We start from the raw sequence: 25,927 nt of genomic DNA on the forward strand, positions 1-25,927 counted from the left end.
TCTTCAGTTACGAAGCGCGTGATCAAGGTGATTGACGATTGTCACTCTGTTCTGGTCGCTGTAGCGGTAGCAATTGGCCCGAAGCGAGAAGCGGGCCGGATAAACAAAGGTCTCGCATGGCCATGGGTTGTAGCGTATCTCTGCTGCCTCGTGAGTGGCGTTCATCAAGTGACCCAGTTCATGCCCCAGGGTGCCATAGCTGGCCATTGAGACGATCGCGTGGGCATAGCCCAATTTGGCCAGGCCAAGGTGTTCTGCGCCTTCGCTGTTGAGGCCGAAACTATCGCGCGTCAGCAAAATCGATTTCTGCCACCTGAACTGTGGATGCGCTGCAGCGGTGAAGACCCTGTGGGTATCTTCTGGAGGCATCTGGCGATAAGGAATATCGGTAATGCCTGCTACATCACGCGCGAAGACGATCTCAATTGAGTGATCGCTGATTCTGCGCATTTCTTCCAGCCACGGCTGCACGTAGTCTTTATCGATCTGTTTGTCGCTCACATCGGCTAGTTCATCGTGCGGATAGATAGTAACCACCAAGGTTCTCGCAGCCCATGTGGGGGAGGCCTGAAGGGCCATCGTCATGCAAAACAGCAGTGAGGTGAAAAATGGTCTGGCCATCTTTTTCTCCAAGAAGTTTGAACAGGGGTGTTCAATCCTCTTGCAACTGCCGTTACGCATCGCAGCCGGAAAAAGTTGTCCCGCGAGACAGCTTGCCCTTTTATCTGTCATGTGCTTGCAGGGGTGGGCGGCCCGCCTGCAAGTACGCTACAATCCCGCGCCTTCGGCCACCGGGCCGATTAGAATCCGTATGACAAGCCACGCCGGCCTACCCGCGTGGCTTGTTGCTTTATAGCGCGCCAGAAGGCGCTTGCAGGAGAGGCTCGACGATGAGTGCACTGGTTGGCGTGATCATGGGCTCCAAGTCCGATTGGTCCACCCTTAGCCACACCGCCGATATGCTGGAAAAACTCGGCATTCCCTACGAAGTGAAGGTGGTGTCCGCCCACCGCACCCCGGATCTGCTGTTCCAGTACGCCGAAGAGGCCGAGGGCCGGGGCATCGAGGTGATCATCGCGGGTGCTGGTGGCGCTGCCCACCTGCCGGGCATGTGCGCCGCCAAGACCCACCTGCCGGTGCTGGGCGTGCCGGTGCAGTCGTCGATGCTCTCGGGCGTCGACTCGCTGCTGTCGATCGTGCAGATGCCAGCCGGCGTACCGGTTGCCACCCTAGCCATCGGCCGTGCGGGTGCAGTCAATGCGGCGCTGTTGTCGGCCAGCATCCTGGGCGCCAAATACCCGCAATTCCACGCTGCGCTGAAGCAATTCCGCACGGAACAGACCGACACCGTGCTGGACAACCCAGACCCGCGCCAGGCTTGAGGCTCAACCCATGAAGATCGGTGTAATCGGTGGCGGCCAGCTGGGCCGCATGCTGGCTCTGGCGGGTACCCCGCTGGGCATGAATTTCGCTTTCCTCGACCCGGCGCCCGATGCTTGCGCTGCGCCTCTGGGCGAGCACCTGCGGGCCGATTACGGCGATCAGGAGCACCTGCGCCAGTTGGCTGACGAAGTTGACCTGGTGACCTTCGAGTTCGAGAGCGTCCCGGCCGAAACCGTGGCTTTCCTCTCGCAGTTCGTACCGGTCTACCCCAGTGCCGAAGCGCTGCGCATCGCCCGGGACCGCTTGTTCGAGAAAAGCATGTTCCGCGACCTGGGTATTCCTACCCCGGCTTTCGCCGACATCCTCTCGCAAGCCGACCTCGACGCCGCAGTCGCCAGCATCGGCCTGCCAGCCGTTTTGAAAACCCGTACCCTGGGTTACGACGGCAAGGGCCAGAAGGTGCTGCGCACGCCTGAGGACGTGGTTGATACCTTCGCCGAACTGGGCAGCGTGCCCTGCCTGCTGGAAGGCTTTGTACCCTTTACCGGCGAAGTCTCGCTGGTGGCCGTACGGGCCCGTGATGGCGAAACCCGCTTCTACCCGCTGGTGCACAACACCCACGAGAGCGGCATCCTGCGCCTGTCGGTGGCCAGCCAGGCACACCCGTTGCAGGCATTGGCTGAAGACTATGTAGGCCGTGTACTGCAAAAGCTGGAGTACGTGGGCGTGATGGCGTTCGAGTTCTTCGAAGTTGACGGTGGCCTGAAGGCCAACGAAATCGCCCCGCGCGTGCACAACTCCGGTCACTGGACCATCGAAGGTGCCGAATGCAGCCAGTTCGAGAACCACCTGCGCGCGGTGGCCGGCCTGCCGCTGGGCTCCACTGCCAAGGTGGGCGAGAGTGCGATGCTGAACTTCATCGGTGAAGTGCCTGCCGTGGACAAGGTGATCGCCATCGATGGCTGCCACCTGCACCACTACGGCAAGGCTTTCAAGGCTGGCCGCAAGGTTGGCCACGCCACCCTGCGCTGCCACGACATGGCTACCCTCGAGCGCAAAATTGCCGAGGTAGAGGCCCTGATCAGCAACTGATCGAACTTCTACCAGTGGCTTGCCCTCTGAAATGGCAACAAGCCGAAGTGCTGACTAGGCTTTGGCTTGTTCCATTTTCACTGCAGAGGGATTGCCATGGGCATCATCGGAACCATCTTCATCGGCCTCATCGTCGGCCTGCTGGCCCGCTTCATCAAACCAGGCGACGACAGCATGGGCTGGATCATGACCATCCTGCTGGGTATTGCCGGTTCGCTGTTGGCCACCTATGGCGGCCAGGCGCTGGGCATTTACCAGGCTGGGCAGGCAGCGGGCTTCTTCGGCGCGCTGGTCGGTGCCATTGTCCTTCTGGTGATCTACGGGTTCATCAAGAAACGCTGAATACCGGTTAGAATGCTCGGCAATTCCATCGAGTTGCCGAGCATTGTCATGCGTGCCTTTTTTCTCCTGCCCCTGCTGTTGGCCAGCACCCTGGCCCATGCCGAACTGCCTGAAACCGACTGGCTGGAGCTGATGCCCAAGTCGGACCAGAAGGCGCTTGAGCAAATGCCCGAAATCGACCATAACTCGCCGGAAGCCATGGGTACCTTCACCGACAAGGGCGGCCTCAAGCAGAGCAAGGGCCTGCCGGCGGTGATGTATTCCACCAAGACCGTGCCAGCCATGAATGGCAAGGACATTCGCCTGGGCGGTTACCCGGTGCCGCTGGAAAGCGACGCCAAGGGTAACAGCACGTTGTTCTTCCTGGTGCCGTACCCGGGCGCGTGCATCCATGTACCGCCTCCGCCGCCCAATCAGCTGGTGCTGGTGCGCTACCCGAAAGGCCTGAAGATCGATGACATCTACACCCCACTGTGGGTCACCGGCAAATTGAAGGTGGAGAAAGTCAGCAATGATCTGGCCGATGCCGCCTATGCGCTGGATGCCGGAAAGGTGAGGGTGGTGGAAGACGCCGACCTCTGAGCCCTCGCCACACAAGGCCGCACCTGCAGCGGCACGCGATCGCCAGTAGGAGCAACTGTCTTTCCCAAAACTTGAAAAGCCTGCGCGATTCATTGTGGGAGCGGGCTTGCCCGCGAAGCAGGCGATGCGGTGTCTGGCACCGGCTGCGCCGGTGTTCGCGGGCACGCCCGCTCCCACAGGAACCGTGTGATCTTCGAGTCCTGCATTTTGGCTGTTGATCTATACCCTCTTCGGCTGCGGCAACACCAGAACCAGCCAAGGCTCGCCAGTCCTGAGCATCGCATTGAGTCGTACCAGGAAGACTCGCACAGGGGTGTTCGCTGCGGGGGACGTGACCACCGTGCCGGTGAATGACAGCTTCTGCTCCTACTCGTGCTCTAGGCACCTGCGGCATTCAGCTTGTCATTCACCGCTCTCACTCCAGCCTCTAATCCTCTCTCAAGACACAAGCGGCCTTGCGTCGCGAAAGGACCGCGCAGTGGTCCCGGGGCCTCAAAGCGCTTCGCTAGCCAGCACCACGCCCAGCGAATGACTGGCCCCAGGCTTCAACTCCACCAGGTCATCCCATACATTCGCCGTCTCGATGCACAGCATCCCCTGCCAACCCTCATCGGCCATGTCCGGCAGCTCCCTGGCCCGTTCGGTCCAGGGGTTCCAGATAACCGCCGAACGCGAGCCGCTGCTGGTCAGGGTTATCCGCCGTTTCCAGTGCGGGTCGACAATGCTCAGCGTTTGCGGGGCGCCGAGGTAGATCCGGTCAGTCTCCCCGGTGAACGTGAGCGGCCCCTGCTGCTGGCGCTGTTGCCAGCCAGCCAAGGTTTCGATGTAACCCAGCCCCTCCACCCCTTCGACCCGGGCCTGGCGCACGTCACTGACCGCAAAGTAGCTGTGCAGGGCCTGGCTGATGGTGACTGGTGCAGTGCCCACGTTGCGACTGGTGAGGTTCAGTTTCAGGTCTGCGCCAAGCGCTACCATCAGTTTCAGTTCGACTGAATGCGGCCAGTCGGGCAGTTGACCCTGCGCTTCTGTCAGCGCGAATTCGATCTGCAGTTGCTGGCCGACTTCCTCGATACCCAGCAATTGCCAGTCTCGGGCGCGCGCAAGGCCGTGGGCAGGCGCCTGCGCACCGTTGTACATGGCCTGCACAGCCTGGGGGTTGCGCTGCAGGTTGCCGAACCACGGCCAGCACACGGGTACCCCGGCGCGCACCGACTTGCCCTTGCGGAAGATGGCCTGGTCGCTCAGCCACAGCAGCGGCGGCTCGCCCACCCGCTGGTAGCTGAGGATCTGTGCGCCCTGTTGGGCGATCAGGAGTTCGGCGTGGTTGCTGCTGATACGCCAGCAGTTCAGTTCGCCATGTTGCTCGGTTACGACCTGGAAGGTTGCCATTGCATTTGTCTCATTGATTGCCAGTGGGCCTTGGACCCGGGCACCTGCAATGAGTTTACCGCCGGCAAGGCTCAGCGACGAGGCACCGAGCGCGTGCGGCCGCTGCCGTCAATGGCGACGAAGACGAATACCGCCTCGGTGACCTTGCGCCATTCGCTGGACAGCGGGTCGTCGCTCCACACTTCGACCATCATCTGGATCGAGCTACGGCCGATTTCCAGGGTCTGGGTATAGAACGACAGCTGCGCACCCACGGCGACCGGCACGAGGAACGCCATGCGGTCGATGGCCACGGTCGCTACCCGGCCACCGGCGACGCGGCTGGCCATGGCAGTGCCGGCCAGGTCCATCTGGGCGACCAGCCAGCCGCCGAAGATGTCGCCAAAGCCGTTGGTTTCCCGCGGCAGGGCGGTGATCTGCAAGGCCAAGTCGCCCTGCGGGATAGGATCTTCTTGTTCGAGCTCAATCATGCGATGGGGCCTCTGACCCGTGACGCTTTCGTTGGTGTGGCGCAAGGGCCGGGTAAACGATTCAGCTTGAAACATACTACGCCGATTTCGTTTCACTGGGCGGCCGTAGGGAAACTCTGCGAAACCGCCTGACAATAAAGACCGGCGTTTTCGCACAACATCCCACGTTAGGCGCAACCTTTTCCTACGAGTTGCCAGTATATAGAGCATAACGGCCAGCGACGACCGCACATTCGTGAATATCTGTTGGGTTTTTGTAGCGCTATCAGCACGCCTCGGCAATTTGCTATCTTCGCTGGTCTCCCGAATCCAGAAGCCGCGCGCCCAGCGGCCTGCATGCCCTACAAAGAGAACAACCAGCGATGACTTCCGTGCCGAGCAGTATCGAGCAGCCCTCGCGGCCGCTGACCCGCAGTGACTACAAGACCCTCTCACTGTCCGCACTGGGCGGGGCGCTGGAGTTCTACGACTTCATCATCTTCGTGTTCTTCGCCACGGTGGTCGGCAAGCTGTTCTTCCCGGCCGACATGCCCGAGTGGCTGCGCCTGATGCAAACTTTTGGCATCTTCGCGGCCGGTTACCTGGCGCGGCCGCTGGGCGGCATCATCATGGCCCACTTTGGCGACCTGCTGGGGCGCAAGAAGATGTTCACCCTGAGCATTTTCATGATGGCCCTGCCGACGCTGATCATGGGGTTGCTGCCAACGTATGCCCAGATCGGCATGTGGGCACCCATCCTGCTGCTGCTGATGCGGGTTATCCAGGGCGCTGCGATCGGAGGGGAAGTGCCGGGCGCCTGGGTGTTCGTTTCCGAGCACGTACCGGCGCGTAACACCGGTTACGCCTGCGGCACCCTCACGGCCGGCCTGACCTCGGGCATTCTGCTGGGGTCGCTGGTCGCCACGCTGATCAACACGGTCTACAGCCCTGCAGAAGTCGCGGATTACGCCTGGCGCATACCCTTCCTGCTGGGTGGCGTGTTCGGCCTGTTCTCGGTCTACCTGCGCCGCTGGCTGCACGAAACGCCGGTATTCGCTGAGATGCAGAAGCGCAAGGCCCTGGCAGAAGAGCTCCCGCTGCGTGCGGTGCTGCGCGACCATCGTGGCGCGATCATCCTGTCGATGCTGCTGACCTGGATGCTGTCGGCGGCCATCGTCGTGCTCATCCTGATGACCCCGGCGCTGTTGCAGAGCATCTACCACGTCAGCCCCACCGATTCGCTCAAGGCCAATAGCCTGGCCATCGTACTGCTCAGCGTCGGCTGCATCAGCGCTGGCAGCCTGGCGGACCGATTTGGCGCGGGCCGAGTGTTCGTGATTGGCAGCCTGTTGCTGCTGATAACCTCCTGGAGCTTCTACCATAGCTTGCCAACCCGGCCCGAGTTGCTGTTCCCGCTGTACGCGGTAACCGGCCTGTGCGTGGGGGTGATCGGCGCGGTGCCTTATGTGATGGTCAAGGCGTTCCCAGCGGTGGTGCGCTTCAGTGGGTTGTCGTTCTCGTACAACGTGGCCTACGCGATCTTTGGCGGGCTGACGCCGATGGTGGTGACGGCGCTGCTCAAGGTCAGCCCCATGGCGCCGGCCTACTATGTGGCGGGGTTGTGTGCCGTCGGGCTGGGCGTAGGGGTTTACCTGCTCGCCAACAAACGCTGACCTGCGCTGCCGCGTGGCGCGGCCCTACGAATGATGGCCTTTAATCCATTTGTCACAATTAGGTCATATCGTGTTCATGCGGCCTGCCGATACTGGGGCCCGTTCCATCCAGCACCCCAATATTCCTGCTAGGAGCAAGGCATGAAACTGAAGCGTTTGATGGCGGCCCTCACGTTCGCCGCCGCTGGCGTTGCAACCGCCAACGCGGTGGCCGCTGTCGATCCTGCGATCCCGACCTACACCAAGACCACCGGTGTTTCGGGCAACCTCTCCAGCGTTGGTTCCGACACCCTGGCCAACCTGATGACGCTGTGGGCCGAGGCCTACAAGAAGGAATATCCGAACGTAAACATCCAGATCCAGGCGGCGGGTTCCTCCACCGCGCCACCTGCGCTGACCGAAGGCACTGCCAACCTCGGCCCGATGAGCCGCAAGATGAAGGACGTCGAGCTGCAAGCCTTCGAGCAGAAGTACGGCTACAAACCGACCGCCATTCCTGTTGCCGTCGATGCGCTGGCCGTGTTCGTGCACAAGGACAATCCGATCAAGGGCCTGACCATGGCGCAGGTCGATGCCATCTTCTCCTCGACCCGCTTGTGTGGGGGCAAGGCCGACGTCAAGACCTGGGGTGATGTAGGTGTGACCGGCGACCTGGCCAACAAACCGATCCAGCTGTTCGGCCGCAACTCGGTCTCCGGTACCTATGGCTACTTCAAAGAAGAAGCCCTGTGCAAAGGCGACTTCAAGCCTAACGTCAACGAACAGCCTGGTTCGGCCTCGGTCGTGCAGTCGATCAGCTCTTCGCTCAACGGCATCGGTTACTCGGGCATCGGTTACAAGACCGCCAGCGTCAAGACCGTAGCCCTGGCCAAGAAAGAAGGCAGCGCGTTCGTTGAAGACAACGAAGCCAACGCCCTGAACGGCACCTACCCACTGTCGCGCTTCCTGTACGTGTACGTGAACAAGGCGCCAAACAAGCCACTGGCGCCGCTGGAAGCCGAGTTCGTCAAGCTGGTGCTATCGCAGGCTGGGCAGCAGGTGGTGGTCAAGGATGGCTACATCCCGCTGCCGGCGAAGGTCGTCGACAAGACCTTGGCAGATTTGGGCCTGTCGCATGCCGGTAGTGTTGCCAAGCAGTAAGTAGTTGCGGGAGGCCGGTGCCACCGCCCGGCCTCTTCCCCTAATTCCCGGCCCGAAGCCAGGTAACCTGTGCGGCGGGCTTTCGCGCGTCACCATTTTGTAATGTTTTTGTCACACGGGACCGCTAGGGTGTGCGCATGAATGATCTGGCCAACTCCAACATGACCCAAAAACCCCAGCCCGTGCGCATTGATTTCAATACGCCCGAGTTGCAACGCAAGCGCCGCTTGCGCGCGCTCAAGGATCGCCTGACCCGCTGGTATGTCCTGGTGGGCGGCCTTGCCGTTTTGGCGGCTATTACGTTGATCTTCTTCTACTTGGCCTATGTGGTGCTGCCGCTGTTCCAGGGCGCCGAGCTGACGCGCAAGCAAGCCTTGCAGCCAACCTGGCTGCAGCAGGATGCCGGCAAGCCGCTGATGATCGCGCTGGAAGAGCAGAACCTGGTGGGCATGCGTGTTTCGGACAAGGGCCAGGCGTTGTTCTTCGATGCCAAGACCGGCCAAGCGCTCAAGCGCATCGACCTGCCGGTACCCGCCGGTACCCAGGTCACCTCTATCGGGGCCGACCAGCCGGGCAGCCCGCTGGTGGTGCTGGGCCTGTCCAACGGTCAGGCGCTGGTGTTCCACCACGCCTACAAAATCACCTACCCGAACAATCAGAAGGCGATTACCGCCAGCATCGACTACCCCTACGGCGAGCAGCCATTCGTGCTCGACGAGCAGGGCCGTGCGTTGGAGCACGTGAGCGTCAATGCCAACGGCGACACCCTGGTGCTGGCCGGCTCCACTGGTGCGCAACTGCAGGTGCTGGAGTTGACCCGTAGCGAGAACATGCTGACCGAAGAAGTCACCACGGAGCAGAACCGCATCGTCCTGCCGCAGATGACCGAGGTGGTGAAGAACATTTTCATCGATCCGCGGCAGCACTGGTTATATGTGATCAACGGCAGGGCCACGGCCGACGTGTTCAGCCTGCGCGACAAGAGCCTCAACGGCCGCTATAAACTGGCCGACAGTGCCGACACCGAAGTGACCGCCACGGGGCAACTAGTGGGTGGTATTTCGCTGATCGTCGGTGACTCCAGGGGCGGCCTGGCCCAGTGGTTCATGGCCCGCGACCCGGACGGCGAATCGCGCCTCAAGCAGATCCGTACCTTCCAGCTGGGCAAGGCACCGATCGTGCAGATCGACGCCGAAGAGCGCCGCAAGGGCTTCATCGCGCTCGACGCGAACGGCCAGCTGGGTGTGTTCCACAGTACGGCGCACCGTACGCTGCTGGTCGAACCCGTCGCCGAAGGCCCGGGCATCCTGGCCCTGTCGCCGCGTGCCAACCGTATCATCATCGAACAAGGCGGCAAGCTGCTGCCGCTGAGCCTGCGCAACCCGCACCCGGAAATTTCCTTCAGCGCGTTGTGGGGCAAGGTCTGGTACGAGAACTACGACGAGCCTAAGTACGTCTGGCAGTCGACCGCTTCCAACACCGACTTCGAGCCCAAGCTCAGCCTGTCGCCGCTGACCTTCGGTACCCTCAAGGCCGCGTTCTACGCCATGATCCTGGCAGCCCCGCTGGCGGTCGCGGCCGCCATCTATACCGCTTACTTCATGGCCCCGGGCATGCGGCGCAAGGTCAAGCCGGTGATCGAACTGATGGAGGCGATGCCGACGGTGATCCTCGGTTTCTTCGCCGGCCTGTTCCTTGCCCCCTACCTGGAAGGTCACCTGCCGGGGGTCTTCAGCCTGTTCCTGCTGATGCCGTTCGGCATTCTGCTGGTGGGCTTCACCTGGACCCGCTTGCCAGAGGCGATACGCCTGCGTGTACCTGACGGCTGGGAAGCGGCGATACTGATCCCGGTAATCCTGCTGATCGGCTGGTTCGCCCTGGCCATGAGCCCGCACCTGGAAAACTGGTTCTTTGCTGGCGACATGCGCCTGTGGATCACCAACGATCTGGGCATCACCTATGACCAGCGCAATGCCCTGGTGGTCGGCATCGCCATGGGTTTTGCGGTCATCCCCAACATCTACTCCATCGCCGAAGACGCCGTGTTCAGCGTGCCGCGCAGCCTCACCCTGGGCTCGCTGGCGCTGGGCGCCACCCCCTGGCAGACCCTGACCCGTGTGGTCATCCTCACCGCCAGCCCGGGCATCTTCTCGGCGCTGATGATCGGCATGGGCCGCGCAGTGGGCGAAACCATGATCGTGCTGATGGCCACCGGCAATACGCCGGTGATGGAAATGAACCTGTTCGAGGGCATGCGCACCCTGGCCGCCAACGTAGCCGTGGAAATGCCCGAATCGGAAGTCGGCGGCAGCCACTACCGCGTGCTGTTCCTGGCCGCGCTGGTACTGCTGATGTTCACCTTCGTCATGAACACCTTGGCCGAGCTGATTCGCCAGCGTCTGCGCAAGAAATACTCGTCGCTTTGATAGAAAGGTAGCGATCCGTGAAAAAGGATTCCCTCAAAGGCTGGTTCAAGAGCGGCGCCCCCGGTGTGTGGATGAGCGGCGGCGCAGTGGCCATGGCGGTGATCATGACCGTGGGCCTGTTGGCGGTCATCGCCGTGCGCGGCCTGGGCCACTTTTGGCCGGCCGACCTGGTGCAGGCCACCTATCAGGTGCCGGGCCAGGCTGACCAAGTGGTGATTGGCGAAGTGGTGCAGCAGGAGGACGTGCCGCGTGCCCGCCTCAAAGGTGCCGGGCTGCCGGTACCGGACCAAGGCCCGGAGTTCATGAGCCGTGAACTGATCAAGGTGGGTAACCGCGACCTCTATGGCAGCGATTTCACCTGGGTGGTCGGCGATTGGCTGGTCGACGAGCAGCACCCGGCCGACCTGATGGCCCTGGAGCGCCGCGAGTGGGGCAACTTCTATGGCTACCTGGTCAGCGTCAAGGAACAGGGCCGGGTGGTTGCCGAAGGCCCGGCTGCCTGGAGCGAGTTGCAAGCGCGGCTCAAGCGTGCCAACCAGCTCAACGGTGAATTGCAGCAGCTGGAAAAGAGAGACATCGGGGCCATCAACCATGGCCTGGAGCGCCTGCGGCTGCACGCCCGCAAGCTGGAACTGGACGGCAAGCTGGACGCTACCGCCCAGGCGGACATGGACGCCGAGCGCGCCGAATTGAACAGCCGCTACCAGGCTATCGAAGCCCGCCTCGGCGGCCTGCACCAGGCACTTGCGCGTGATAGCCTGGTGGCCCGCGATGGTAACGGCCGTGAAGTGGAAATCAGCCTGAACAAGGTGGTGCACGCCCTCCAGCCTAACGGCATGTCTGCTTTTACCAAGCTGCGCACCTACTTTGCCAAGGTCTGGGAATTCCTGAGCGATGACCCGCGTGAAGCCAACACCGAGGGCGGCATCTTCCCGGCCATCTTCGGTACTGTGATGATGACCCTGATCATGGCCGTGATCGTCACACCGTTCGGCGTGCTTGCGGCAGTCTACTTGCGTGAATACGCAAGACAGGGGCCGGTAACCCGGCTGATTCGCATTGCCGTGAACAACCTGGCGGGGGTGCCGGCGATCGTCTACGGCGTATTTGGTTTGGGTTTCTTCGTGTATGTGCTGGGTGGCTCGATCGACCGCCTGTTCTTCCCCGAAGCCCTGCCCGCGCCTACTCTGGGTACGCCAGGCTTGCTGTGGGCGTCGCTGACCCTGGCGCTGCTGGCAGTGCCTGTGGTGATCGTGGCCACCGAAGAAGGCCTGGCGCGCATCCCGCGTACGGTGCGTGAAGGCTCGCTGGCGCTGGGTGCGACCAAGGCCGAAACGCTATGGCGGATTGTCTTGCCCATGGCCAGCCCGGCGATGATGACCGGCATGATCCTCGCCGTGGCCCGCGCTGCGGGCGAGGTGGCGCCGCTGATGCTGGTGGGTGTGGTGAAGCTGGCGCCGTCGCTGCCGGTTGACGGTAACTACCCATACCTGCACCTGGACCAGAAGATCATGCACCTGGGCTTCCACATCTATGACGTCGGCTTCCAGAGCCCCAACGTAGAAGCCGCGCGGCCGCTGGTCTACGCCACGGCGCTGTTGCTGGTGCTGGTGATCGCGGCCCTGAACCTGTCGGCGGTCTGGATCCGCAACCACCTGCGCGAAAAATACAAGGCGCTGGACAGCTGATTGAAGCTTTAAGCCACAAGCGGCAAGCTCCAAGCAGATTGCCGCTTTGCCCAAACTTGCAGCTTGCAGCTCGAAGCTTGCAGCTACAAACGGAGTCAACCATGCAGAACGAATCCCACACCCACGGCATCGACATGTCTGCCCTGGGCCGCAGCAAGCAGGGCCTGCGCCTGGCCGAAGAAACCGTGGCCATCGAGGTACCGGGGCTGAGCCTGTTCTACGGCGACAAGCAGGCCTTGTTCGATGTCAGCATGAACATCCCCAAGCAGCGCGTGACGGCTTTCATCGGCCCGTCCGGCTGCGGCAAGTCGACCTTGCTGCGCACGTTCAACCGCATGAACGACCTGGTTGACGGTTGCCGCGTGCAGGGTGCCGTGAACTTGTATGGCAACAACATCTACCGCAAGGGCGAAGATGTCGCCGAGCTGCGCCGCCGTGTGGGCATGGTGTTCCAGAAGCCCAACCCGTTTCCCAAGACCATTTACGAAAACGTGGTCTATGGCCTGCGCATCCAGGGCATCAACAAGAAGCGCGTGCTCGACGAGGCCGTTGAATGGGCGTTGAAGGCCGCGGCGCTGTGGGACGAGGTCAAGGACCGCCTGCACGAGTCGGCCCTGGGCCTGTCTGGTGGCCAGCAGCAACGTCTGGTCATCGCCCGCACCATCGCCGTGGAGCCTGAGGTGCTGCTGCTGGATGAGCCGTGCTCGGCGCTGGACCCGATCTCGACCCTCAAGGTCGAGGAACTGATCTACGAGCTCAAAGCCAAGTACACCATCGTCATCGTGACCCACAACATGCAGCAGGCTGCCCGTGTTTCGGACTACACCGCGTTCATGTACATGGGCAAGCTGGTCGAGTTTGGCGACACCGATACCCTGTTCACCAACCCGGCGAAGAAGCAGACCGAAGACTACATCACCGGTCGATACGGCTAAGAGCGCCTTTGGCGCAGCTGCAAGCTTCGAGCTGCAAGCTGCAAGATGAAGCGGTTAGCGCGGAGCCAGGGAACGACACGAACCACTTGAAGCTTGCAGCTAGCGGCTAGCAACTTCGCGGAGCGACAGCATGATCAACAAAGAAAGCCTTACCCACCACATTTCCCAGCAGTTCAACGCCGAGCTGGAAGAGGTGCGCAGCCACCTGCTGGCCATGGGCGGGCTGGTTGAAAAACAGGTCAACGACGCGGTCACCGCGCTGATCGAAGCCGATTCGGGCCTGGCCCAGCAAGTGCGCGAGGTTGACGAGCAGATCAACCAGATGGAGCGCAATATCGACGAGGAATGCCTGCGTATCCTTGCCCGTCGGCAGCCGGCGGCCTCCGACTTGCGCCTGATCATCAGTATCTCCAAGTCGGTGATCGACCTGGAGCGCATTGGTGACGAATCGACCAAGATCGCCCGCCGGGCCATCCAGCTGTGTGAAGAAGGCGAGTCGCCACGTGGCTATGTGGAAGTGCGCCACATCGGCGACCAGGTGCGCAACATGGTCCGCGATGCACTGGACGCCTTTGCCCGCTTCGACGCCGACCTGGCACTGTCCGTGGCTCAGTACGACAAGACCATCGACCGGGAGTACAAGACCGCGCTGCGTGAACTGGTGACCTACATGATGGAAGACCCACGCTCGATTTCGCGGGTACTGAGCGTGATCTGGGTGCTGCGCTCACTGGAACGGATTGGCGACCATGCACGCAATATCTCCGAGCTGGTGATTTACCTGGTCCGCGGTACCGATGTGCGTCACATGGGCCTCAAGCGAATGACTGCAGAAGTGCAGGGCACCGCGCCCGCCGATGGCGAAAAGGCTAATGTTCCTGGTGAATCTGACGATAAGTAAGGTTGCCCCCGAGCAGCGACGCCCGGCCTTGGCCGGGCGTTTTCGTTTACGGCCGAGAGCCGGCAGGCACCCGCGAACGATCGGATGAACGCCCGGCGTTACCAGGTGGTAGCAAGTAGCCAGTATTTGGCAGTAGGCTAGTCGGGTTCAGAAGGAGTTTCGATGAGTAAAGTGAATGTGCTGGTCGTGGATGACGCCCCGTTTATCCGCGACCTGGTCCGCAAGTGCCTGCGCAGTGCCTTCCCGGGCATGACGATCGACGATGCCGTCAATGGTCGCAAGGCCATGGCCATGCTGGGCAAGGAGGCGTTCGACCTGGTGCTGTGCGACTGGGAAATGCCCGAGATGTCGGGCCTGGAACTGCTCACCTGGTGCCGCCAGCAGCCTGCGTTGAAGCACCTGCAGTTCATCATGGTGACCAGCCGTGGCGACAAGGAAAACGTCATCCAGGCGATCCAGGCCGGCGTTTCCGATTTTGTCGGCAAGCCATTCACCAATGAGCAGTTGCTGACCAAGGTGAAAAAGGCCCTGACCAGGATCGGCAAGCTCGACAGCCTGATGGCCATCGCCCCGGCGCGCGCCAACCCGGCGTTCGCCAACGATTCGTTGAGTGCGCTGACCGCCGGCAAGCCGGAGGCGGTAAAGGTTGCAGCGCCGGCACTGGCACCGGCTGCTGCCAAGCCAGCGGCCAAGGCGCCCACGCCAGCCGCGGCCACCCCGACCGGTCGGGGCCAAGGGCAACTGCGCCTGGCCAGTGGCATGCAGCCGTGCGTGATCAAGGCGTTGAGCCTGAAAGAGGCCCTGCTGGTGGTACGCCGCGGCGATGTGCTGCCGCAAGTGCTGGAAGGTGCAGTGTTGGACCTGGAGCAAGGCGAAAGCGCCGAAGTCGCCCGGCTGAACGGCTATCTGCACGCCGTAGCGGCGCTGGAGCCCAAGCCGGACAGCGATTGGCTGCAACTGACCTTCAAGTTCGTCGACCAGGATGCGCAGAAGCTCGATTACCTGTCGCGGCTGATTGCCCGTGGCACCGCGCAGAAGCATTTCACCCCAGGGGCCTGAGCCACTGCTACAAACTGCGCTTTGTACAGGGGCACCTTGCGTCGCGATCGGGCTGCGCAAGGCCGCTCCTGCAAAAGCCTGCACAGCCTGAGCCATCCGACCAACTGCAATACCCGCCACTCAACCTGCTGCTAGTCTTCGACAGACCTCAACTGTCAAAAAGCCACTATCATGCCCGCGCGCCTGCTGCTGTTCTGTGCACTGCTCATGGCCTCGGCGTCGAGCCTGGGTGTGACCCTTTACAAGAGCACCGACGAGTCCGGTGTCATTTCCTATTCCGACCGCCCCGGCCCTGGCGCCAGGCCGTTGAATTTGCTTGAGCCCATGGTCGAAACGCTCGAAGGCCAAGTGTTCCTGAACGCGAAAGTGTTCGACGGCGGTGTGAGCTTTTCGGCACGCAACCAACTGCATGTTCCGGTCGAGGTCGAGCTGCGCCTGGACAACCTGGTGAACGCCCAGGGCGGTGACGCCCCGCGTATCGTGCGCCGGCTGCTGCCACCGGGCACCACGCAAATGCTCAGCGTGCTGAGGGGGCGGCCCGGGTTGTTGCTGAATTACCGCTCGACCCTGCTGCAGGCCATGGGTGACCCGGGCAAGCGGCCGCAGGGCTTCCGCTACGGGTTCGCGTGGCTTGGCGGGCCGTTCCGCGTGACCCAGGGCCCCAATGGCCGGGTCAGCCATTTTGGGCCAAAGGGGCGCTATGCCATGGATATCGCCATGCCCGAAGGCACCACCATTATCGCGGCGCGCGAAGGGGTGGTGGTGAAAACGCAGAATGGCCAGAGCGGGCGCGAACCCAACCCGTCGGGCAACTTTGTCAGGGTGCTGCACTCGGACGGCACCATGGGCGTGTACCTGCACCTGATGCGCGGCTCGGTGGTGGTGAAGGAGGGGCAGCGGGTGCGCCAGGGGCAGATGCTGGCCAAGTCGGGCAATACCGGCAACAGCACCGGGCCACACCTGCATTTCGTGGTGCAGCGCAACGTAGGCTTGGCGCTGGAGTCGATCCCTTACCGGTTCGACAGGCCGCTCAGCGGCTTGCCGGACTTTACTGCGGGTAACCCTTGAGAGCGTCTGGCCTGCTTTGCAGGCCATCGGGGCACAAGGCCGCGCCTGTAGGCGTGCGCAAATCGAGCGGGGCTGCGCGGCAGCCCCATGGCCGTCAATCCAGCTTGAGCACTTTGGCCAGCACGATCTTCGGCCCTTTCATCTTCTTGATGATGATCCGCAGCCCTTCGACTTCCAGCACCTCTTCTTCTTCAGGCACACGCTTTAGCGTCTCGTAGACCAGGCCAGCCAGGGTCTCCGCCTCGATGTGGTCAAGGTCCACCCCCAGCAGGCGCTCCACCTTGAACAGCGGCGTGTCGCCACGGACCAGCAGCTTGCCCGGCTGGTAGGCGAGGATGCCGCGTTCGGTCTTGCGGTGCTCGTCCTGGATATCGCCGACCAGCACTTCCAGCACGTCTTCCATGGTCAGGTAGCCGATCACCTTGCCATCGGCTTCTTCGACCAGCACAAAGTGCGCACCACCCTTGCGGAACTGCTCCAGCAACTGGGCCAGTGGCATGTGGCGCGATACGCGCTCAAGCGGCCGGGCGAGGTCGTCCAGGTCGATGACTTCGGGCAAGTGTTCCAGCTCCGCCAGCTCCAGCAGCAGGTCCTTGATGTGCAGCAGGCCGGTGAATTCCTCGCGCTCGGCGTCGTACACCGGGTAGCGGCTGAACTTGTGGCGGCGCACCAGGGCCAGGATCTGCTTCAGCGGCGCATGGGCGTCTATGGTGACCATGTCTTCGCGCGAGTTGGCCCAGTCGACCACTTCCAGCTCGCCCATTTCCACGGCCGAAGCCAGCACGCGCATGCCCTGGTCGCTGGGGTCCTGGCCACGGCTGGAGTGCAGGATCAGTTTCAGTTCTTCACGGCTGTAGTGGTGCTCGTGGTGCGGCCCCGGCTCGCCCTGGCCGGCGATGCGCAGGATGGTGTTGGCGCTGGCGTTGAGCAGGTAGATGGCCGGGTACATGGCCCAGTAGAACAGGTACAGGGGTACGGCAGTCCACAGCGACAGCAGCTCCGGTTTGCGGATGGCCCAGGATTTGGGCGCCAGCTCACCGACAACGATGTGCAGGTACGAAATGACGAAGAAGGCGACGAAGAACGACACGCCTTTGATCAGTTCCGGTGAGTCGACGCCGAAATACGCCAGCAGCGGTTCCAGCAGGTGGGCAAACGCCGGTTCCCCGACCCAGCCCAGGCCCAGCGAGGCCAGGGTGATACCCAATTGGCAGGCTGACAGGTAAGCGTCCAGCTGGTTGTGGACTTTACGCAGAATGTTGCCGCGCCAGCCATGCTCTTCGGCAATGGCCTCCACGCGGGTGGCGCGCAGCTTGACCATGGCGAACTCTGCCGCAACGAAGAAGCCGTTGAGCAGCACCAGCAGGAAGGCAAAGATGATCATGCCGAAATCGGCGAATAACGAACTGAGGCTGATACCAGGGGAAGGGTCCATGATGGAGTTTTTACGGGGTCCGTCTTAGAAATGGAGAGAAAAAAAGTGCCAGCTCTTGCTGGCACAGGGGATCCAATGTAGCGGCTGGGACCGCAAAAGCAAAGGGCCCTGAGTTGCTCAGACCTTGCTGTTGACCAATTGTGCCGGGGCAAAATGACAGGTGAAGGTACTGCCATGCCCCGGGACGCTGCTGATTTCCAGCTTGCCGCGGTGGCGCATAAGCACATGCTTGACGATGGCCAGCCCCAGCCCGGTGCCGCCTGTATTCGAGGCCCGGCTGGAATCCACCCGGTAGAAGCGCTCGGTGAGGCGTGGCAGGTGTTTGGCATCGATGCCCACGCCAGAGTCCTGCACCGACAAATGCGCGCCCTGGGCATCAGCCCACCAGCGGATGCGGATATCGCCTTCATCCTGGGTGTATTTGACGGCGTTGAACACCAGGTTGGAAAAGGCGCTGCGCAGCTCCGACTCGCTGCCCTTGAGCTGCACGCCGGGCGTTGCTTCCAGCGTAATGCGCTGGTTGCGCGGCCCAGACAACGCCTGGGCGTCGTTCTTGATGGCGGCCAGCAGGGCATCGACCGGCACTGGCTGGTTGTCCGACGGATAATCGGTGGCCTCCAGCTTGGCCAGCAGCAACAGGTCGTTGAGCAGCGTCTGCATGCGCGAGCCTTGCTGGCTCATCTGCTGCAAGGCCCGGCGCCAGCGCGGGTTCACGTCCTCGACGTTGTCCAGCAGGGTTTCCAGGTAGCCGGTGATGACGGTCAGCGGTGTGCGCAATTCGTGCGACACGTTGGCGACGAAGTCTTTGCGCATCTGTTCCAGCTGGTGAATGCGGGTGACGTCGCGCACCAGCATCAAGTGCTCGTTGTTGCCGTAGCGGGTGATGTGCAACTGCAGCCGCATGCGGTCGTTGATCGGTGAGGGGATTTCCAGCGGTTCGAGGTAGTTTTCTGCCTCGAAGTACTCCTTGAAGCGCGGGTGGCGAACCAGGTTGGTGACTTGCTGGCCGCCGTCCTGTGGAGTTTTAAAGCCCAGCAGGGTCTCGGCGGCGCGGTTCCACCACTCCAGGTTGCCGTCGCTGTCGAGCATGATCACCGCATCCCGCAGCGCAGCAGTGGACTCCTGAACGCGGTCGATCACCGCTTGCAGGCGGCCCCGCACACGCTGGTCCCGGCGCTGCAGGTGGTAGATGCTGTCGAACACCTCGCCCCACAGGCCATAGCCGTCGGGCGGCGCCTCGTCGGGCTGATGGTTGCGGAGCCAGTCATGCAGGCGTAGCAGTTGCTTGAGGGTCCAACCCAGGTACAGTGCCAGGCCAATGGCCAGGCTCCAGCCGTAGTAGCCGCTGATAAGCCCGCCGATCAGGCAGACGCTGATCAGCAACAGCAGGTGGCGAATCAGTGTCGCGTGCCAGTTCTGGTTCAATTGATGGGTCCTTCGGATCCGGCTGCAAGTTGCAAGCTGCAAGTTGCAAGCTTCAAGATGAAGCGGATCAGTGGTGCTGATAGTCCTTTTTGAGCCTGATGCTACATGCTCTTTCTTGCAGCTTGCAGCTTGCAGCTTGCAGCTTGCAGCTTGCAGCTTGCAGCTTGCAGCTAGCAGCTAGCTCTTGGTCGAGAAGCGGTAGCCGGTACCGCGCACGGTTTGTACCAGATTCTCGTAGGCCTCACCCAGCGCTTTGCGCAGGCGGCGGATGTGCACGTCGACCGTGCGTTCCTCGACATAGACGTTGCCGCCCCACACCTGGTCCAGCAGTTGACCACGGGTGTAGGCGCGTTCCTGGTGGGTCATGAAGAACTGCAGCAGGCGGTACTCGGTGGGGCCCATTTCAGCCGGCTTGCCGTCGATGGTCACGCGGTGGCTGATCGGATCGAGCAGCAGGCCGCCGACCTCGATCGGCGCCTCACTGTCGCTTGGGCCGGTGCGGCGCAGCACGGCTTTGAGCCGCGCAACCAGCTCGCGCGGTGAGAACGGTTTGGTGATGTAGTCGTCGGCACCCACTTCCAGGCCCTGGATCTTGTTGTCCTCTTCACCTTTGGCAGTGAGCATGATGATCGGAATGTCGCCGGTCAGTTCATCGCGCTTCAGGCGGCGGGCCAACTCGATGCCGGAGGTACCCGGCAGCATCCAGTCGAGCAGGATCAGGTCCGGCTTGCGGTCGACGATGATCGCATGGGCCTGTTGGGAGTTTTCCGCTTCCAGGCAGTCATAGCCGGCCATTTCCAGGGCAACGGCGATCATCTCGCGAATCGGTGCTTCGTCGTCGACGATCAGAATGTTCCTGCCTACCATGCTCAAAACCTCTCCTGGATTCAGTGTCTTGGCCCGCATTAGATAACGGAATTATTGCAGCTGTGTGACAGGACGTTGGCCGTTCTGGCGACATTGCGTGACTGAACTAGGCTACAGAGGGCCGCGGTTCTGGCAACCCGAACCCATTACCCCCCGAAACGATGGTGAATCCAATGACACGACATACGCTGAGCTGGATGGCCCTTTTCACTGCGCTGGCACTGCCGGGGGTGGCCTCGGCACAACCTGCAATGGAAAAGGATGGCATGTGGGTCGATCATGCTGGCATGACCCTGTACACCTTCGACAAAGATACCGGCGGCAAGTCGATGTGCAATGGCGAATGCGCCAAGAACTGGCCGCCTTTGATGACCAGTGGCAGCGAAAAAGCCGAAGGCAAGTGGACCAAGATCAAGCGGGACGACGGCAAGATGCAGTGGGCCTACGACGGCAAGCCGCTGTATACCTTCGTCAAGGACAAGAAGGCTGGCGACATGACCGGTGACGGCATGAAAGACGTTTGGCACGTCGCCAAGCCGTAAGGGCTTGCAGTTGGCCTGTGGGGGCGGGGTAAGCCCGCTCCCACAAGGTGGGGAGCTCACGCTGTCAGCGCAGCGCGTAGTCCAGAACCACCCCCACAAACACCAGCAACCCCGCCCAGTGATTGTGCAGGAACGCCTTGAAGCACGACTCGCGGTCCAGCTTGCGTGTCGACCAGTACTCCCAGGCAAAGCACGCCAGCGCACCCAGCAGCCCCAGGTGGAACCAGCCGCCGAGGTCAAAGCGGCTACCGGCCAGCAACAGGCAGCCCAGCGACAACACCTGCAAGGTCAGGATGATGCTGCGGTCGGCCTCACCGAAGAGGATGGCCGTGGATTTCACGCCGATCTTCAGGTCGTCGTCCCGGTCGACCATGGCGTAATAGGTGTCGTAACCCACCGTCCACAGCAGGTTGGCGATATACAGCAGCCAGGCGCTGGCCGGCAGTTCGCCGCCAGCGGCCGTGAACGCCATCGGAATGCCCCACGAGTAAGCTGCCCCCAGCACCACTTGCGGGTAGTAGGTGTAGCGCTTCATGAACGGGTAGCAGAACGCCAACGCCACCGCGCCGAACGATAGCCACACGGTACGGCTATTGGTGCACAGCACCAGCAGGAAACTGAACCCGACAAGCATGGCGAACAGGGCCAGCGCCTCGCGCGGGCGCACGCGGCCACTGGCCAGGGGCCGGTCGGCGGTACGTTTGACGTGGCCATCCACCTTGCGGTCGGCAAAATCGTTGATGCAGCAGCCGGCGGCGCGCATCAGTACCACGCCAAGGCCGAAGATCAGCACGTTGGCCAGGGTCGGCGAGCCGTTGCCGGCAATCCATACTGCCGACAGCGTGGGCCACAGCAGCAGGTAGATACCGATCGGGCGGTCCATGCGGCTGAGCTGGACAAAGTCCCAGGCACGCGGGTGCAGGCGGTTCAGCGACTTGAGCAGTTGCAGGTACATCAGCTGTTTTCCTCCTGGGCCGCTTGCCACAGCGCCGGCAGAAACACCTCGGCTACCAGCAGGTCCAGCCCGTCACGTTCAAAACGCGAGCGGCGGGCCCATAGCGCTGGCCGGGCGGCATCTGCGGGTAACCACGCCTGTGGATAACTGCACACTTCAAGTGGATGGCGGATGAACGCCTGGTCGCAGAACAGCAACTCGCCCAACGAACGGCTGCCGAGGCGTTCCAGGTCCAACCCGCCGCGCGCCAGCGCACTGCGGCTGGCCACGCTGCGGGCGAACACCCACGGCTGGCCATGGCCGCGCAGGTACACCTCGCGCACCCAGCCTTCAGCGCCAACAGCGATGCCCAGTGCCTGGCATTCGTCGGCGCGCAGTGGCTGCCAGCCCTCGAACAAAGGGGTGACGGAGAAGTCATCGTGGGCCAGGCGCGTCAGGCGGCGGGTCAGTGAGCCTTCGTCGAACAGCCAGTCAAGGGTGGGCTGGTCGATGTCGGTCGCCAGCCGTGAATACGGCAGCCACGCGACAGCGGCTGCTTGCGGGGATTCGTACGACACGTCGGTCTGCTTGTTACAACCTGAGAGGGGGCGAGCTTAGCATGATTGCCCCGACTGCTTGCATACTGCAGGCAGGGCCGCTACAAAGCCCCCAAGCATTGCGCGTCGGTCCCTGTTGCAGCGGGTTCACCCGCCATAGGGCCGTCAGCAGCAACACAAAGCCCCAGCCTGACCCGAGGAAAACAACCTGATGAAAAAGTGGCAATGTATTGTCTGTGGCCTGATCTACGACGAAGCCGAAGGCTGGCCCGACGACGGCATCGCCCCTGGCACCCGTTGGGAGGACGTGCCGGAAGACTGGCTATGCCCTGACTGCGGCGTTGGCAAAAGCGACTTTGAAATGATCTCCATCGGCTAAGCGAGGCAAGCACGACATGACGTCCCCTGTGGTAATCATCGGTACCGGGCTGGCGGGCTACAACCTGGCCCGCGAATTTCGCAAGCTCGATGCGCACACGCCGCTGCTGCTGATCACCGCCGATGACGGTCGTTCCTACTCCAAGCCCATGCTCTCCATGGGCTATGCCAAGCAGAAGGGTGCCGCCGACCTGTGCATGGCCGAAGCCGGTGCCATGGCCGAGCAGTTGAACGCCGAAATCCGCACCCATACCCGCATCAGCGGCATCGACCCTGGCCACAAACGCCTGTGGATCGGCGAAGAGACCGTGGCATACCGCGATCTGGTGCTGGCGTGGGGTGCGCAGACCGTGCAGGTGCCGGTTGAAAGCGATGCCAGCCACCTGGTGTTCCCCATCAACGACCTGGAGGACTACGCACGCTTTCGTGCTGCCGCTGCCGGCAAGCAACGCGTGCTGATTCTCGGCGCTGGCCTGATCGGCTGCGAGTTTGCCAACGACATGAGCCTGGGGGGCTTCCAGGTGGACGTGGTTGCACCCTGCGAGCAGGTCATGCCGACCCTGTTGCATCCGGCCGCTGCCGGCGCGGTGCAACGTGGGTTGCAAGACCTGGGCGTACGTTTCCACCTTGGGCCGGTTCTGACCCGCTTGCAGCAGGTGCCCCAAGGCCTGGAGGCGCACCTGTCGGATGGCAGCGTGATTGGCTGTGACCTGGTCGTTTCGGCCATTGGCCTGCGCCCGCGTACCGACCTGGCAGCCGCGGCCGGGCTGCAGGTCAACCGTGGCGTCAGCGTGGACCGTGAGCTGCGAACCTCCCACGCCAATATCTTCGCCCTCGGGGATTGTGCCGAGGTAGACGGCATCAACCTGTTGTACGTGATGCCACTGATGAGTTGTGCGCGGGCACTGGCCCAAACCCTGGCCGGCAAGCCCACGGCAGTTGCCTATGGGCCAATGCCGATCACCGTGAAAACCCCGGCCTGCCCGCTGGTGATTTCGCCACCGCCACAGGGCCGCGACGGCACTTGGCAGGTCGAAGGGCAAGGCAATGACCTCAAGGTGCTATGCATCGATGCGGGTGGCGAGCTGCTGGGTTACGCCCTGACCGGGGCTGCGGTCACGGAAAAGCTGGCGCTGAACCGCCAGCTACCTGCAGTTATGGCGTAATTGGCCTGCGTTCTGTCGGATTCATCCTGTTGTTGCCTGCACAATGGCCGCTCAGATACTGGCGCGGCCCCGAACCACGTGCCATTCTCACTCCCGTCTGCCGCAGGTTAGAGCCTGCGGTGCCTTGAACGCTGCTCCTGAAGGCAGCACGGCATAACAACAAGAATTCCGTCAAAGAGGCTTTACTATGCGCAAACCAGAACTCGCCGCCGTCATCGCTGAAAAGGCTGACCTGACCAAGGAAAAAGCCAATCAAGTGCTGAACGCGATTCTCGACAGCATCACGGGTGCCCTGGACAAGGACACCGTGACTCTGGTTGGTTTCGGCACTTTCGAAAAACGCCACCGCGGCGCGCGTACCGGCAAAAACCCGCAAACCGGCCAGCCGGTCAAGATCAAAGCCAGCAATACCGTGGCTTTTAAGCCAGGCAAGAATCTCAGGGACAGCGTCAATAACGCGGCCGCGCCGAGCAAGGTCAGCAAGAAAAAGTAACTGTGCACTGAGGATGCGTTAATCCCGAACGGGCGCCAGATGGCGCCCGTTGTGCTTTACACCCGGTAATTGCTGCGAACTTGCATAAAAAGGTCATTAGGAGGATAAACTGCGCAACTTAGTCACTTTTCCATCGAGGCGTGTCGATGAAGTTCCGCTTTCTTCTGTGGGCCATGGGGCTGCTGATGGCCCGGGCCAGCCGCAATAATCCGGCATTCCAGCAGCAGCTCAAAGGTAAGGACCTGGTGTTCCAGATGCAGACCTTGGACGGGAAGGTCGCCCGGCACTTCACCGTCAGCAACGAGCGGGTCAGTAGCAAAAGCGGGTCGTATCCACAGCCAGCCTTTGCCATTGCCTTCAAGGATGCTGCCTATGGCTTTGCCACCTTGCAGGCAAGCAACAAGCAGTTGGCGTTCATGCAGGGCATTCAGGACAAGAACATCCAGATCAAGGGCAATCCGGCGTTGGTGATGTGGTTTCAGGGGTTGATGAAGTACCTGAAGCCGAAGAAGCAGGGCTGAAATGGTTGGGGCCGCCAAGCGGCCCCGGGCTTCAATGCGGTGCGTTGAACTGCGAAGCCAGCTCCCGCAGCAAGCTCTCGGCCTCCAGCACCTTGTTCACCACATCCTCGGCCTTTTCCCGGGTAATGCCCAAGCGCTCCAGCAGTTCGTCAGGAATCTCCTCCAGCGGCCCCGAGCCAATCCCCCGCAAGCGCAGCAGACGCGTGGCCAGGCATACCAGGTTGGGGAATGCCGAAAACTCGCCGTCGTAAGCCGGGTCGTGCTGGAAACGCAGCGCGGCCGAGAGCTCTACCGGCATGTCCCACAGTTTCATCAACCAGGCACCAATCTGCTCGCGGCTGATGCCCAGCAGGTGTTGTTCCACATAGGTGTGGTTCAGGTGAGGGTTGACCTCCAGGTGGCGACAAATCAGCGAGAAGTGCGGTGGGAAAACGTGTGCCAGCAGCAGGTAACCGAAGTTGTGCAACAGCCCGGCGAGGTAGGTCAGGCCTGCTTCAGGGCGCTCTGCCCGCGGCATGGCTCGGGTAAGGCCCTCGATGATGGCGGCGGTGTAGATCGACTGCTGCCAGTACGGGGTGGCCTGCTGAGGGTTGTCCTTGGGCAGGCTCAGGGTCTTGCCCAGGGCCAGGCCAAGGGCGAGGTTGATCACCAGGTCGAAGCCCAGCACGCGCACGATGGCGTCTTCCACCGAACGGATCTTGCCCGGCGAAGCGTAGTAGGGTGATGCCGCCCAGCTGACCACCTGGGCGGCCAGGGCCGGGTCGGTTTCTACCACACCAGTGATATCGTCGATGCTGGCGTTGGGGTCTACTCGCAGTTTGATGATTTTCTGCGCAGTATCGGCCAACGGCGGGATTTCGATGGTTTCTTCCAGGCGCTTCTGGATACGCCGGGCAGTGAAGGCTTGCACGGCATTGGTGATTTCGCGGGTATCGTCGTTGGGGCGGTCGAGGTTGGGGTTGATCGCCCCGACTTCCTGGCCAAAGCTGCTGGCGCTGGCCTTGAGCAACATGCGCTTGAAGTGCGCGCGCTCTATTTGCAGCAACAGGCCGGCTTCACCCGAATTGATGTACACCTGGTCGACGTCCAGCAGGCTTTTTTCGTACTGGCACGGTGAGCTGGTGAGCGCCGGGATGCCCGGCAGTGTCTTGAGCTGGTGCTTGTCGAGCATTTGCTTGAGGCGTGGCACCGACACGGCGGTGAGCTTACGCCCGGTCAGTTCGGCCAGGCGGTTCAGGTCCAGCAGCTGGCTCTGCGGGAACAGCACCATCATGGCGCCCACCTCGTCGTCCAGCAGCACGGCCTGTACCCGCGAGGCTGCGCGCAGGTGCGGATGTTCGACCACCTCGCGGTAGGCTACGCCGAGTTTCTCGAGCAGCAGCCTGATGACGGAAGGCGTGTGTGGGGTTGCGGTGTCCAGGGCAACTTCAGTCATGGTCCGTATCCACTGATTCTTTTAAACGCGAAGTATAACCACCCTGG

General features: G+C 62.1%; 26 protein-coding genes. 17 read left to right on the top strand and 9 right to left on the bottom strand.

What is annotated here, in order from left to right; translation table 11 throughout:
• Positions 1 to 3: 3 nt before the first annotated feature.
• Positions 4 to 621: a hypothetical protein gene (locus tag ACF8SD_RS20265; RefSeq protein ID WP_392485022.1), complete on the bottom strand. Its 618-nt coding sequence runs from the start codon at positions 619 to 621 to the stop codon at positions 4 to 6.
• A gap of 269 nt (positions 622 to 890) precedes the next feature.
• Between ACF8SD_RS20265 and purE the strand changes: the two genes are divergently transcribed.
• The 4 genes from purE (at position 891) to ACF8SD_RS20285 (ending at position 3,399) form a co-directional block, all read left to right on the top strand.
• Complete coding sequence (gene purE / locus ACF8SD_RS20270; protein WP_009684500.1) at positions 891 to 1,382, top strand: 5-(carboxyamino)imidazole ribonucleotide mutase; 492 nt, start codon at positions 891 to 893, stop codon at positions 1,380 to 1,382.
• Between the two features lie 10 nt (positions 1,383 to 1,392).
• Positions 1,393 to 2,475 carry a 5-(carboxyamino)imidazole ribonucleotide synthase gene (locus ACF8SD_RS20275; protein WP_029886439.1) on the top strand — a complete coding sequence of 361 codons (1,083 nt, stop codon included), beginning with the start codon at positions 1,393 to 1,395 and terminating at the stop codon, positions 2,473 to 2,475.
• A 96-nt stretch (positions 2,476 to 2,571) separates the two neighbouring features.
• On the top strand, positions 2,572 to 2,817 hold the full coding sequence (locus ACF8SD_RS20280) for a GlsB/YeaQ/YmgE family stress response membrane protein (RefSeq protein ID WP_009684502.1): 246 nt from the start codon (positions 2,572 to 2,574) through the stop codon (positions 2,815 to 2,817).
• Between the two features lie 48 nt (positions 2,818 to 2,865).
• Positions 2,866 to 3,399: a DUF3299 domain-containing protein gene (locus tag ACF8SD_RS20285; RefSeq protein WP_029886438.1), complete on the top strand. Its 534-nt coding sequence runs from the start codon at positions 2,866 to 2,868 to the stop codon at positions 3,397 to 3,399.
• A 492-nt stretch (positions 3,400 to 3,891) separates the two neighbouring features.
• Here ACF8SD_RS20285 and ACF8SD_RS20290 read toward each other — a convergent pair whose 3' ends face one another.
• Positions 3,892 to 4,788, bottom strand: coding sequence for a D-hexose-6-phosphate mutarotase (locus ACF8SD_RS20290; RefSeq protein ID WP_392485023.1), 897 nt, complete (start codon positions 4,786 to 4,788; stop codon positions 3,892 to 3,894).
• Positions 4,789 to 4,859: 71 nt separating this feature from the next.
• Positions 4,860 to 5,258: an acyl-CoA thioesterase gene (locus ACF8SD_RS20295; RefSeq protein WP_003253317.1), complete on the bottom strand. Its 399-nt coding sequence runs from the start codon at positions 5,256 to 5,258 to the stop codon at positions 4,860 to 4,862.
• 362 nt (positions 5,259 to 5,620) lie between these two features.
• Here ACF8SD_RS20295 and ACF8SD_RS20300 point away from each other — a divergent pair, with 362 nt between their 5' ends.
• The 8 genes from ACF8SD_RS20300 (at position 5,621) to ACF8SD_RS20335 (ending at position 16,127) form a co-directional block, all read left to right on the top strand.
• Positions 5,621 to 6,910, top strand: coding sequence for an MFS transporter (locus ACF8SD_RS20300; protein WP_392485024.1), 1,290 nt, complete (start codon positions 5,621 to 5,623; stop codon positions 6,908 to 6,910).
• Positions 6,911 to 7,051: 141 nt separating this feature from the next.
• Positions 7,052 to 8,050 (top strand): phosphate ABC transporter substrate-binding protein PstS, encoded by a 999-nt coding sequence (locus ACF8SD_RS20305; protein ID WP_173891584.1) that lies wholly within the window; start codon positions 7,052 to 7,054, stop codon positions 8,048 to 8,050.
• Positions 8,051 to 8,187: 137 nt separating this feature from the next.
• Positions 8,188 to 10,476: a phosphate ABC transporter permease gene (locus ACF8SD_RS20310; RefSeq protein ID WP_392485025.1), complete on the top strand. Its 2,289-nt coding sequence runs from the start codon at positions 8,188 to 8,190 to the stop codon at positions 10,474 to 10,476.
• A 71-nt stretch (positions 10,477 to 10,547) separates the two neighbouring features.
• Entirely contained in the window at positions 10,548 to 12,164 is a 1,617-nt protein-coding gene (gene pstA / locus ACF8SD_RS20315; RefSeq protein WP_173891765.1) for a phosphate ABC transporter permease PstA, read from the top strand.
• Between the two features lie 101 nt (positions 12,165 to 12,265).
• Entirely contained in the window at positions 12,266 to 13,099 is an 834-nt protein-coding gene (gene pstB / locus ACF8SD_RS20320) for a phosphate ABC transporter ATP-binding protein PstB (protein ID WP_009684509.1), read from the top strand.
• 130 nt (positions 13,100 to 13,229) lie between these two features.
• The gene (gene phoU / locus ACF8SD_RS20325; protein WP_009684510.1) at positions 13,230 to 14,000 is read left to right on the top strand and encodes a phosphate signaling complex protein PhoU; all 771 of its coding nucleotides are present in this window, start codon (positions 13,230 to 13,232) and stop codon (positions 13,998 to 14,000) included.
• A 162-nt stretch (positions 14,001 to 14,162) separates the two neighbouring features.
• Positions 14,163 to 15,059, top strand: a complete 897-nt coding sequence (locus tag ACF8SD_RS20330; RefSeq protein WP_392485026.1) for a response regulator — start codon at positions 14,163 to 14,165, stop codon at positions 15,057 to 15,059.
• Between the two features lie 171 nt (positions 15,060 to 15,230).
• Positions 15,231 to 16,127: a peptidoglycan DD-metalloendopeptidase family protein gene (locus ACF8SD_RS20335; RefSeq protein ID WP_392485027.1), complete on the top strand. Its 897-nt coding sequence runs from the start codon at positions 15,231 to 15,233 to the stop codon at positions 16,125 to 16,127.
• 94 nt (positions 16,128 to 16,221) lie between these two features.
• Here ACF8SD_RS20335 and ACF8SD_RS20340 read toward each other — a convergent pair whose 3' ends face one another.
• From ACF8SD_RS20340 to phoB, 3 genes are all read right to left on the bottom strand, one after another.
• On the bottom strand, positions 16,222 to 17,562 hold the full coding sequence (locus ACF8SD_RS20340) for a hemolysin family protein (RefSeq protein WP_173891580.1): 1,341 nt from the start codon (positions 17,560 to 17,562) through the stop codon (positions 16,222 to 16,224).
• A gap of 117 nt (positions 17,563 to 17,679) precedes the next feature.
• Positions 17,680 to 18,987, bottom strand: a complete 1,308-nt coding sequence (gene phoR / locus ACF8SD_RS20345; protein WP_392485028.1) for a phosphate regulon sensor histidine kinase PhoR — start codon at positions 18,985 to 18,987, stop codon at positions 17,680 to 17,682.
• 177 nt (positions 18,988 to 19,164) lie between these two features.
• Positions 19,165 to 19,854, bottom strand: a complete 690-nt coding sequence (gene phoB / locus ACF8SD_RS20350; protein ID WP_003253341.1) for a phosphate regulon transcriptional regulator PhoB — start codon at positions 19,852 to 19,854, stop codon at positions 19,165 to 19,167.
• 173 nt (positions 19,855 to 20,027) lie between these two features.
• On the opposite strand from phoB, the gene ACF8SD_RS20355 reads away from it, so the two are divergent.
• Positions 20,028 to 20,396 (top strand): hypothetical protein, encoded by a 369-nt coding sequence (locus tag ACF8SD_RS20355; protein ID WP_392485029.1) that lies wholly within the window; start codon positions 20,028 to 20,030, stop codon positions 20,394 to 20,396.
• A 64-nt stretch (positions 20,397 to 20,460) separates the two neighbouring features.
• Here the strand turns inward: ACF8SD_RS20355 and ubiA are convergent, their stop codons facing one another.
• Together ubiA and ACF8SD_RS20365 are read right to left on the bottom strand one after the other, a co-directional pair.
• The gene (gene ubiA, locus ACF8SD_RS20360; protein ID WP_392485030.1) at positions 20,461 to 21,351 is read right to left on the bottom strand and encodes a 4-hydroxybenzoate octaprenyltransferase; all 891 of its coding nucleotides are present in this window, start codon (positions 21,349 to 21,351) and stop codon (positions 20,461 to 20,463) included.
• Positions 21,351 to 21,908: a chorismate lyase gene (locus ACF8SD_RS20365; protein ID WP_110676189.1), complete on the bottom strand. Its 558-nt coding sequence runs from the start codon at positions 21,906 to 21,908 to the stop codon at positions 21,351 to 21,353. The genes ubiA and ACF8SD_RS20365 overlap by 1 nt, the downstream gene beginning before the upstream one ends.
• A gap of 190 nt (positions 21,909 to 22,098) precedes the next feature.
• Between ACF8SD_RS20365 and ACF8SD_RS20370 the strand changes: the two genes are divergently transcribed.
• The 4 genes from ACF8SD_RS20370 (at position 22,099) to ACF8SD_RS20385 (ending at position 24,445) form a co-directional block, all read left to right on the top strand.
• Positions 22,099 to 22,266 carry a rubredoxin gene (locus ACF8SD_RS20370; protein ID WP_003253349.1) on the top strand — a complete coding sequence of 56 codons (168 nt, stop codon included), beginning with the start codon at positions 22,099 to 22,101 and terminating at the stop codon, positions 22,264 to 22,266.
• A 16-nt stretch (positions 22,267 to 22,282) separates the two neighbouring features.
• Positions 22,283 to 23,431, top strand: coding sequence for an FAD-dependent oxidoreductase (locus ACF8SD_RS20375; RefSeq protein ID WP_392485031.1), 1,149 nt, complete (start codon positions 22,283 to 22,285; stop codon positions 23,429 to 23,431).
• 187 nt (positions 23,432 to 23,618) lie between these two features.
• Positions 23,619 to 23,924, top strand: a complete 306-nt coding sequence (locus ACF8SD_RS20380) for an HU family DNA-binding protein (protein ID WP_173891574.1) — start codon at positions 23,619 to 23,621, stop codon at positions 23,922 to 23,924.
• Positions 23,925 to 24,070: 146 nt separating this feature from the next.
• The gene (locus tag ACF8SD_RS20385; RefSeq protein WP_173891573.1) at positions 24,071 to 24,445 is read left to right on the top strand and encodes an SCP2 sterol-binding domain-containing protein; all 375 of its coding nucleotides are present in this window, start codon (positions 24,071 to 24,073) and stop codon (positions 24,443 to 24,445) included.
• 31 nt (positions 24,446 to 24,476) lie between these two features.
• Here ACF8SD_RS20385 and ACF8SD_RS20390 read toward each other — a convergent pair whose 3' ends face one another.
• Positions 24,477 to 25,880 carry an HDOD domain-containing protein gene (locus tag ACF8SD_RS20390; protein ID WP_392485032.1) on the bottom strand — a complete coding sequence of 468 codons (1,404 nt, stop codon included), beginning with the start codon at positions 25,878 to 25,880 and terminating at the stop codon, positions 24,477 to 24,479.
• Positions 25,881 to 25,927 lie beyond the last annotated feature (47 nt).

It is taken from the genome of Pseudomonas sp. CJQ_9 (assembly GCF_043106615.1).
Lineage (GTDB): Bacteria > Pseudomonadota > Gammaproteobacteria > Pseudomonadales > Pseudomonadaceae > Aquipseudomonas > Aquipseudomonas juntendi.

What these genes read in the sequence shown, in the direction of transcription:
- ACF8SD_RS20285 (WP_029886438.1), top strand. Translation starts at nt 2,866, where the DNA reads ATGCGTGCCTTTTTTCTCCTGCCCCTGCTGTTGGCCAGCACCCTGGCC.
- purE (WP_009684500.1), top strand. Translation starts at nt 891, where the DNA reads ATGAGTGCACTGGTTGGCGTGATCATGGGCTCCAAGTCCGATTGGTCC.
- ACF8SD_RS20335 (WP_392485027.1), top strand. Translation starts at nt 15,231, where the DNA reads ATGCCCGCGCGCCTGCTGCTGTTCTGTGCACTGCTCATGGCCTCGGCG.
- phoB (WP_003253341.1), bottom strand. Translation starts at nt 19,854, where the DNA reads ATGGTAGGCAGGAACATTCTGATCGTCGACGACGAAGCACCGATTCGC.
- phoU (WP_009684510.1), top strand. Translation starts at nt 13,230, where the DNA reads ATGATCAACAAAGAAAGCCTTACCCACCACATTTCCCAGCAGTTCAAC.
- ACF8SD_RS20290 (WP_392485023.1), bottom strand. Translation starts at nt 4,788, where the DNA reads ATGGCAACCTTCCAGGTCGTAACCGAGCAACATGGCGAACTGAACTGC.
- ACF8SD_RS20355 (WP_392485029.1), top strand. Translation starts at nt 20,028, where the DNA reads ATGACACGACATACGCTGAGCTGGATGGCCCTTTTCACTGCGCTGGCA.
- ACF8SD_RS20275 (WP_029886439.1), top strand. Translation starts at nt 1,393, where the DNA reads ATGAAGATCGGTGTAATCGGTGGCGGCCAGCTGGGCCGCATGCTGGCT.
- ACF8SD_RS20310 (WP_392485025.1), top strand. Translation starts at nt 8,188, where the DNA reads ATGAATGATCTGGCCAACTCCAACATGACCCAAAAACCCCAGCCCGTG.
- ACF8SD_RS20305 (WP_173891584.1), top strand. Translation starts at nt 7,052, where the DNA reads ATGAAACTGAAGCGTTTGATGGCGGCCCTCACGTTCGCCGCCGCTGGC.
- ACF8SD_RS20380 (WP_173891574.1), top strand. Translation starts at nt 23,619, where the DNA reads ATGCGCAAACCAGAACTCGCCGCCGTCATCGCTGAAAAGGCTGACCTG.
- ubiA (WP_392485030.1), bottom strand. Translation starts at nt 21,351, where the DNA reads ATGTACCTGCAACTGCTCAAGTCGCTGAACCGCCTGCACCCGCGTGCC.
- pstB (WP_009684509.1), top strand. Translation starts at nt 12,266, where the DNA reads ATGCAGAACGAATCCCACACCCACGGCATCGACATGTCTGCCCTGGGC.
- ACF8SD_RS20340 (WP_173891580.1), bottom strand. Translation starts at nt 17,562, where the DNA reads ATGGACCCTTCCCCTGGTATCAGCCTCAGTTCGTTATTCGCCGATTTC.
- ACF8SD_RS20385 (WP_173891573.1), top strand. Translation starts at nt 24,071, where the DNA reads ATGAAGTTCCGCTTTCTTCTGTGGGCCATGGGGCTGCTGATGGCCCGG.
- ACF8SD_RS20375 (WP_392485031.1), top strand. Translation starts at nt 22,283, where the DNA reads ATGACGTCCCCTGTGGTAATCATCGGTACCGGGCTGGCGGGCTACAAC.
- ACF8SD_RS20295 (WP_003253317.1), bottom strand. Translation starts at nt 5,258, where the DNA reads ATGATTGAGCTCGAACAAGAAGATCCTATCCCGCAGGGCGACTTGGCC.
- ACF8SD_RS20300 (WP_392485024.1), top strand. Translation starts at nt 5,621, where the DNA reads ATGACTTCCGTGCCGAGCAGTATCGAGCAGCCCTCGCGGCCGCTGACC.
- ACF8SD_RS20280 (WP_009684502.1), top strand. Translation starts at nt 2,572, where the DNA reads ATGGGCATCATCGGAACCATCTTCATCGGCCTCATCGTCGGCCTGCTG.
- ACF8SD_RS20265 (WP_392485022.1), bottom strand. Translation starts at nt 621, where the DNA reads ATGGCCAGACCATTTTTCACCTCACTGCTGTTTTGCATGACGATGGCC.
- pstA (WP_173891765.1), top strand. Translation starts at nt 10,548, where the DNA reads ATGAGCGGCGGCGCAGTGGCCATGGCGGTGATCATGACCGTGGGCCTG.
- ACF8SD_RS20390 (WP_392485032.1), bottom strand. Translation starts at nt 25,880, where the DNA reads ATGACTGAAGTTGCCCTGGACACCGCAACCCCACACACGCCTTCCGTC.
- ACF8SD_RS20370 (WP_003253349.1), top strand. Translation starts at nt 22,099, where the DNA reads ATGAAAAAGTGGCAATGTATTGTCTGTGGCCTGATCTACGACGAAGCC.
- ACF8SD_RS20330 (WP_392485026.1), top strand. Translation starts at nt 14,163, where the DNA reads ATGAGTAAAGTGAATGTGCTGGTCGTGGATGACGCCCCGTTTATCCGC.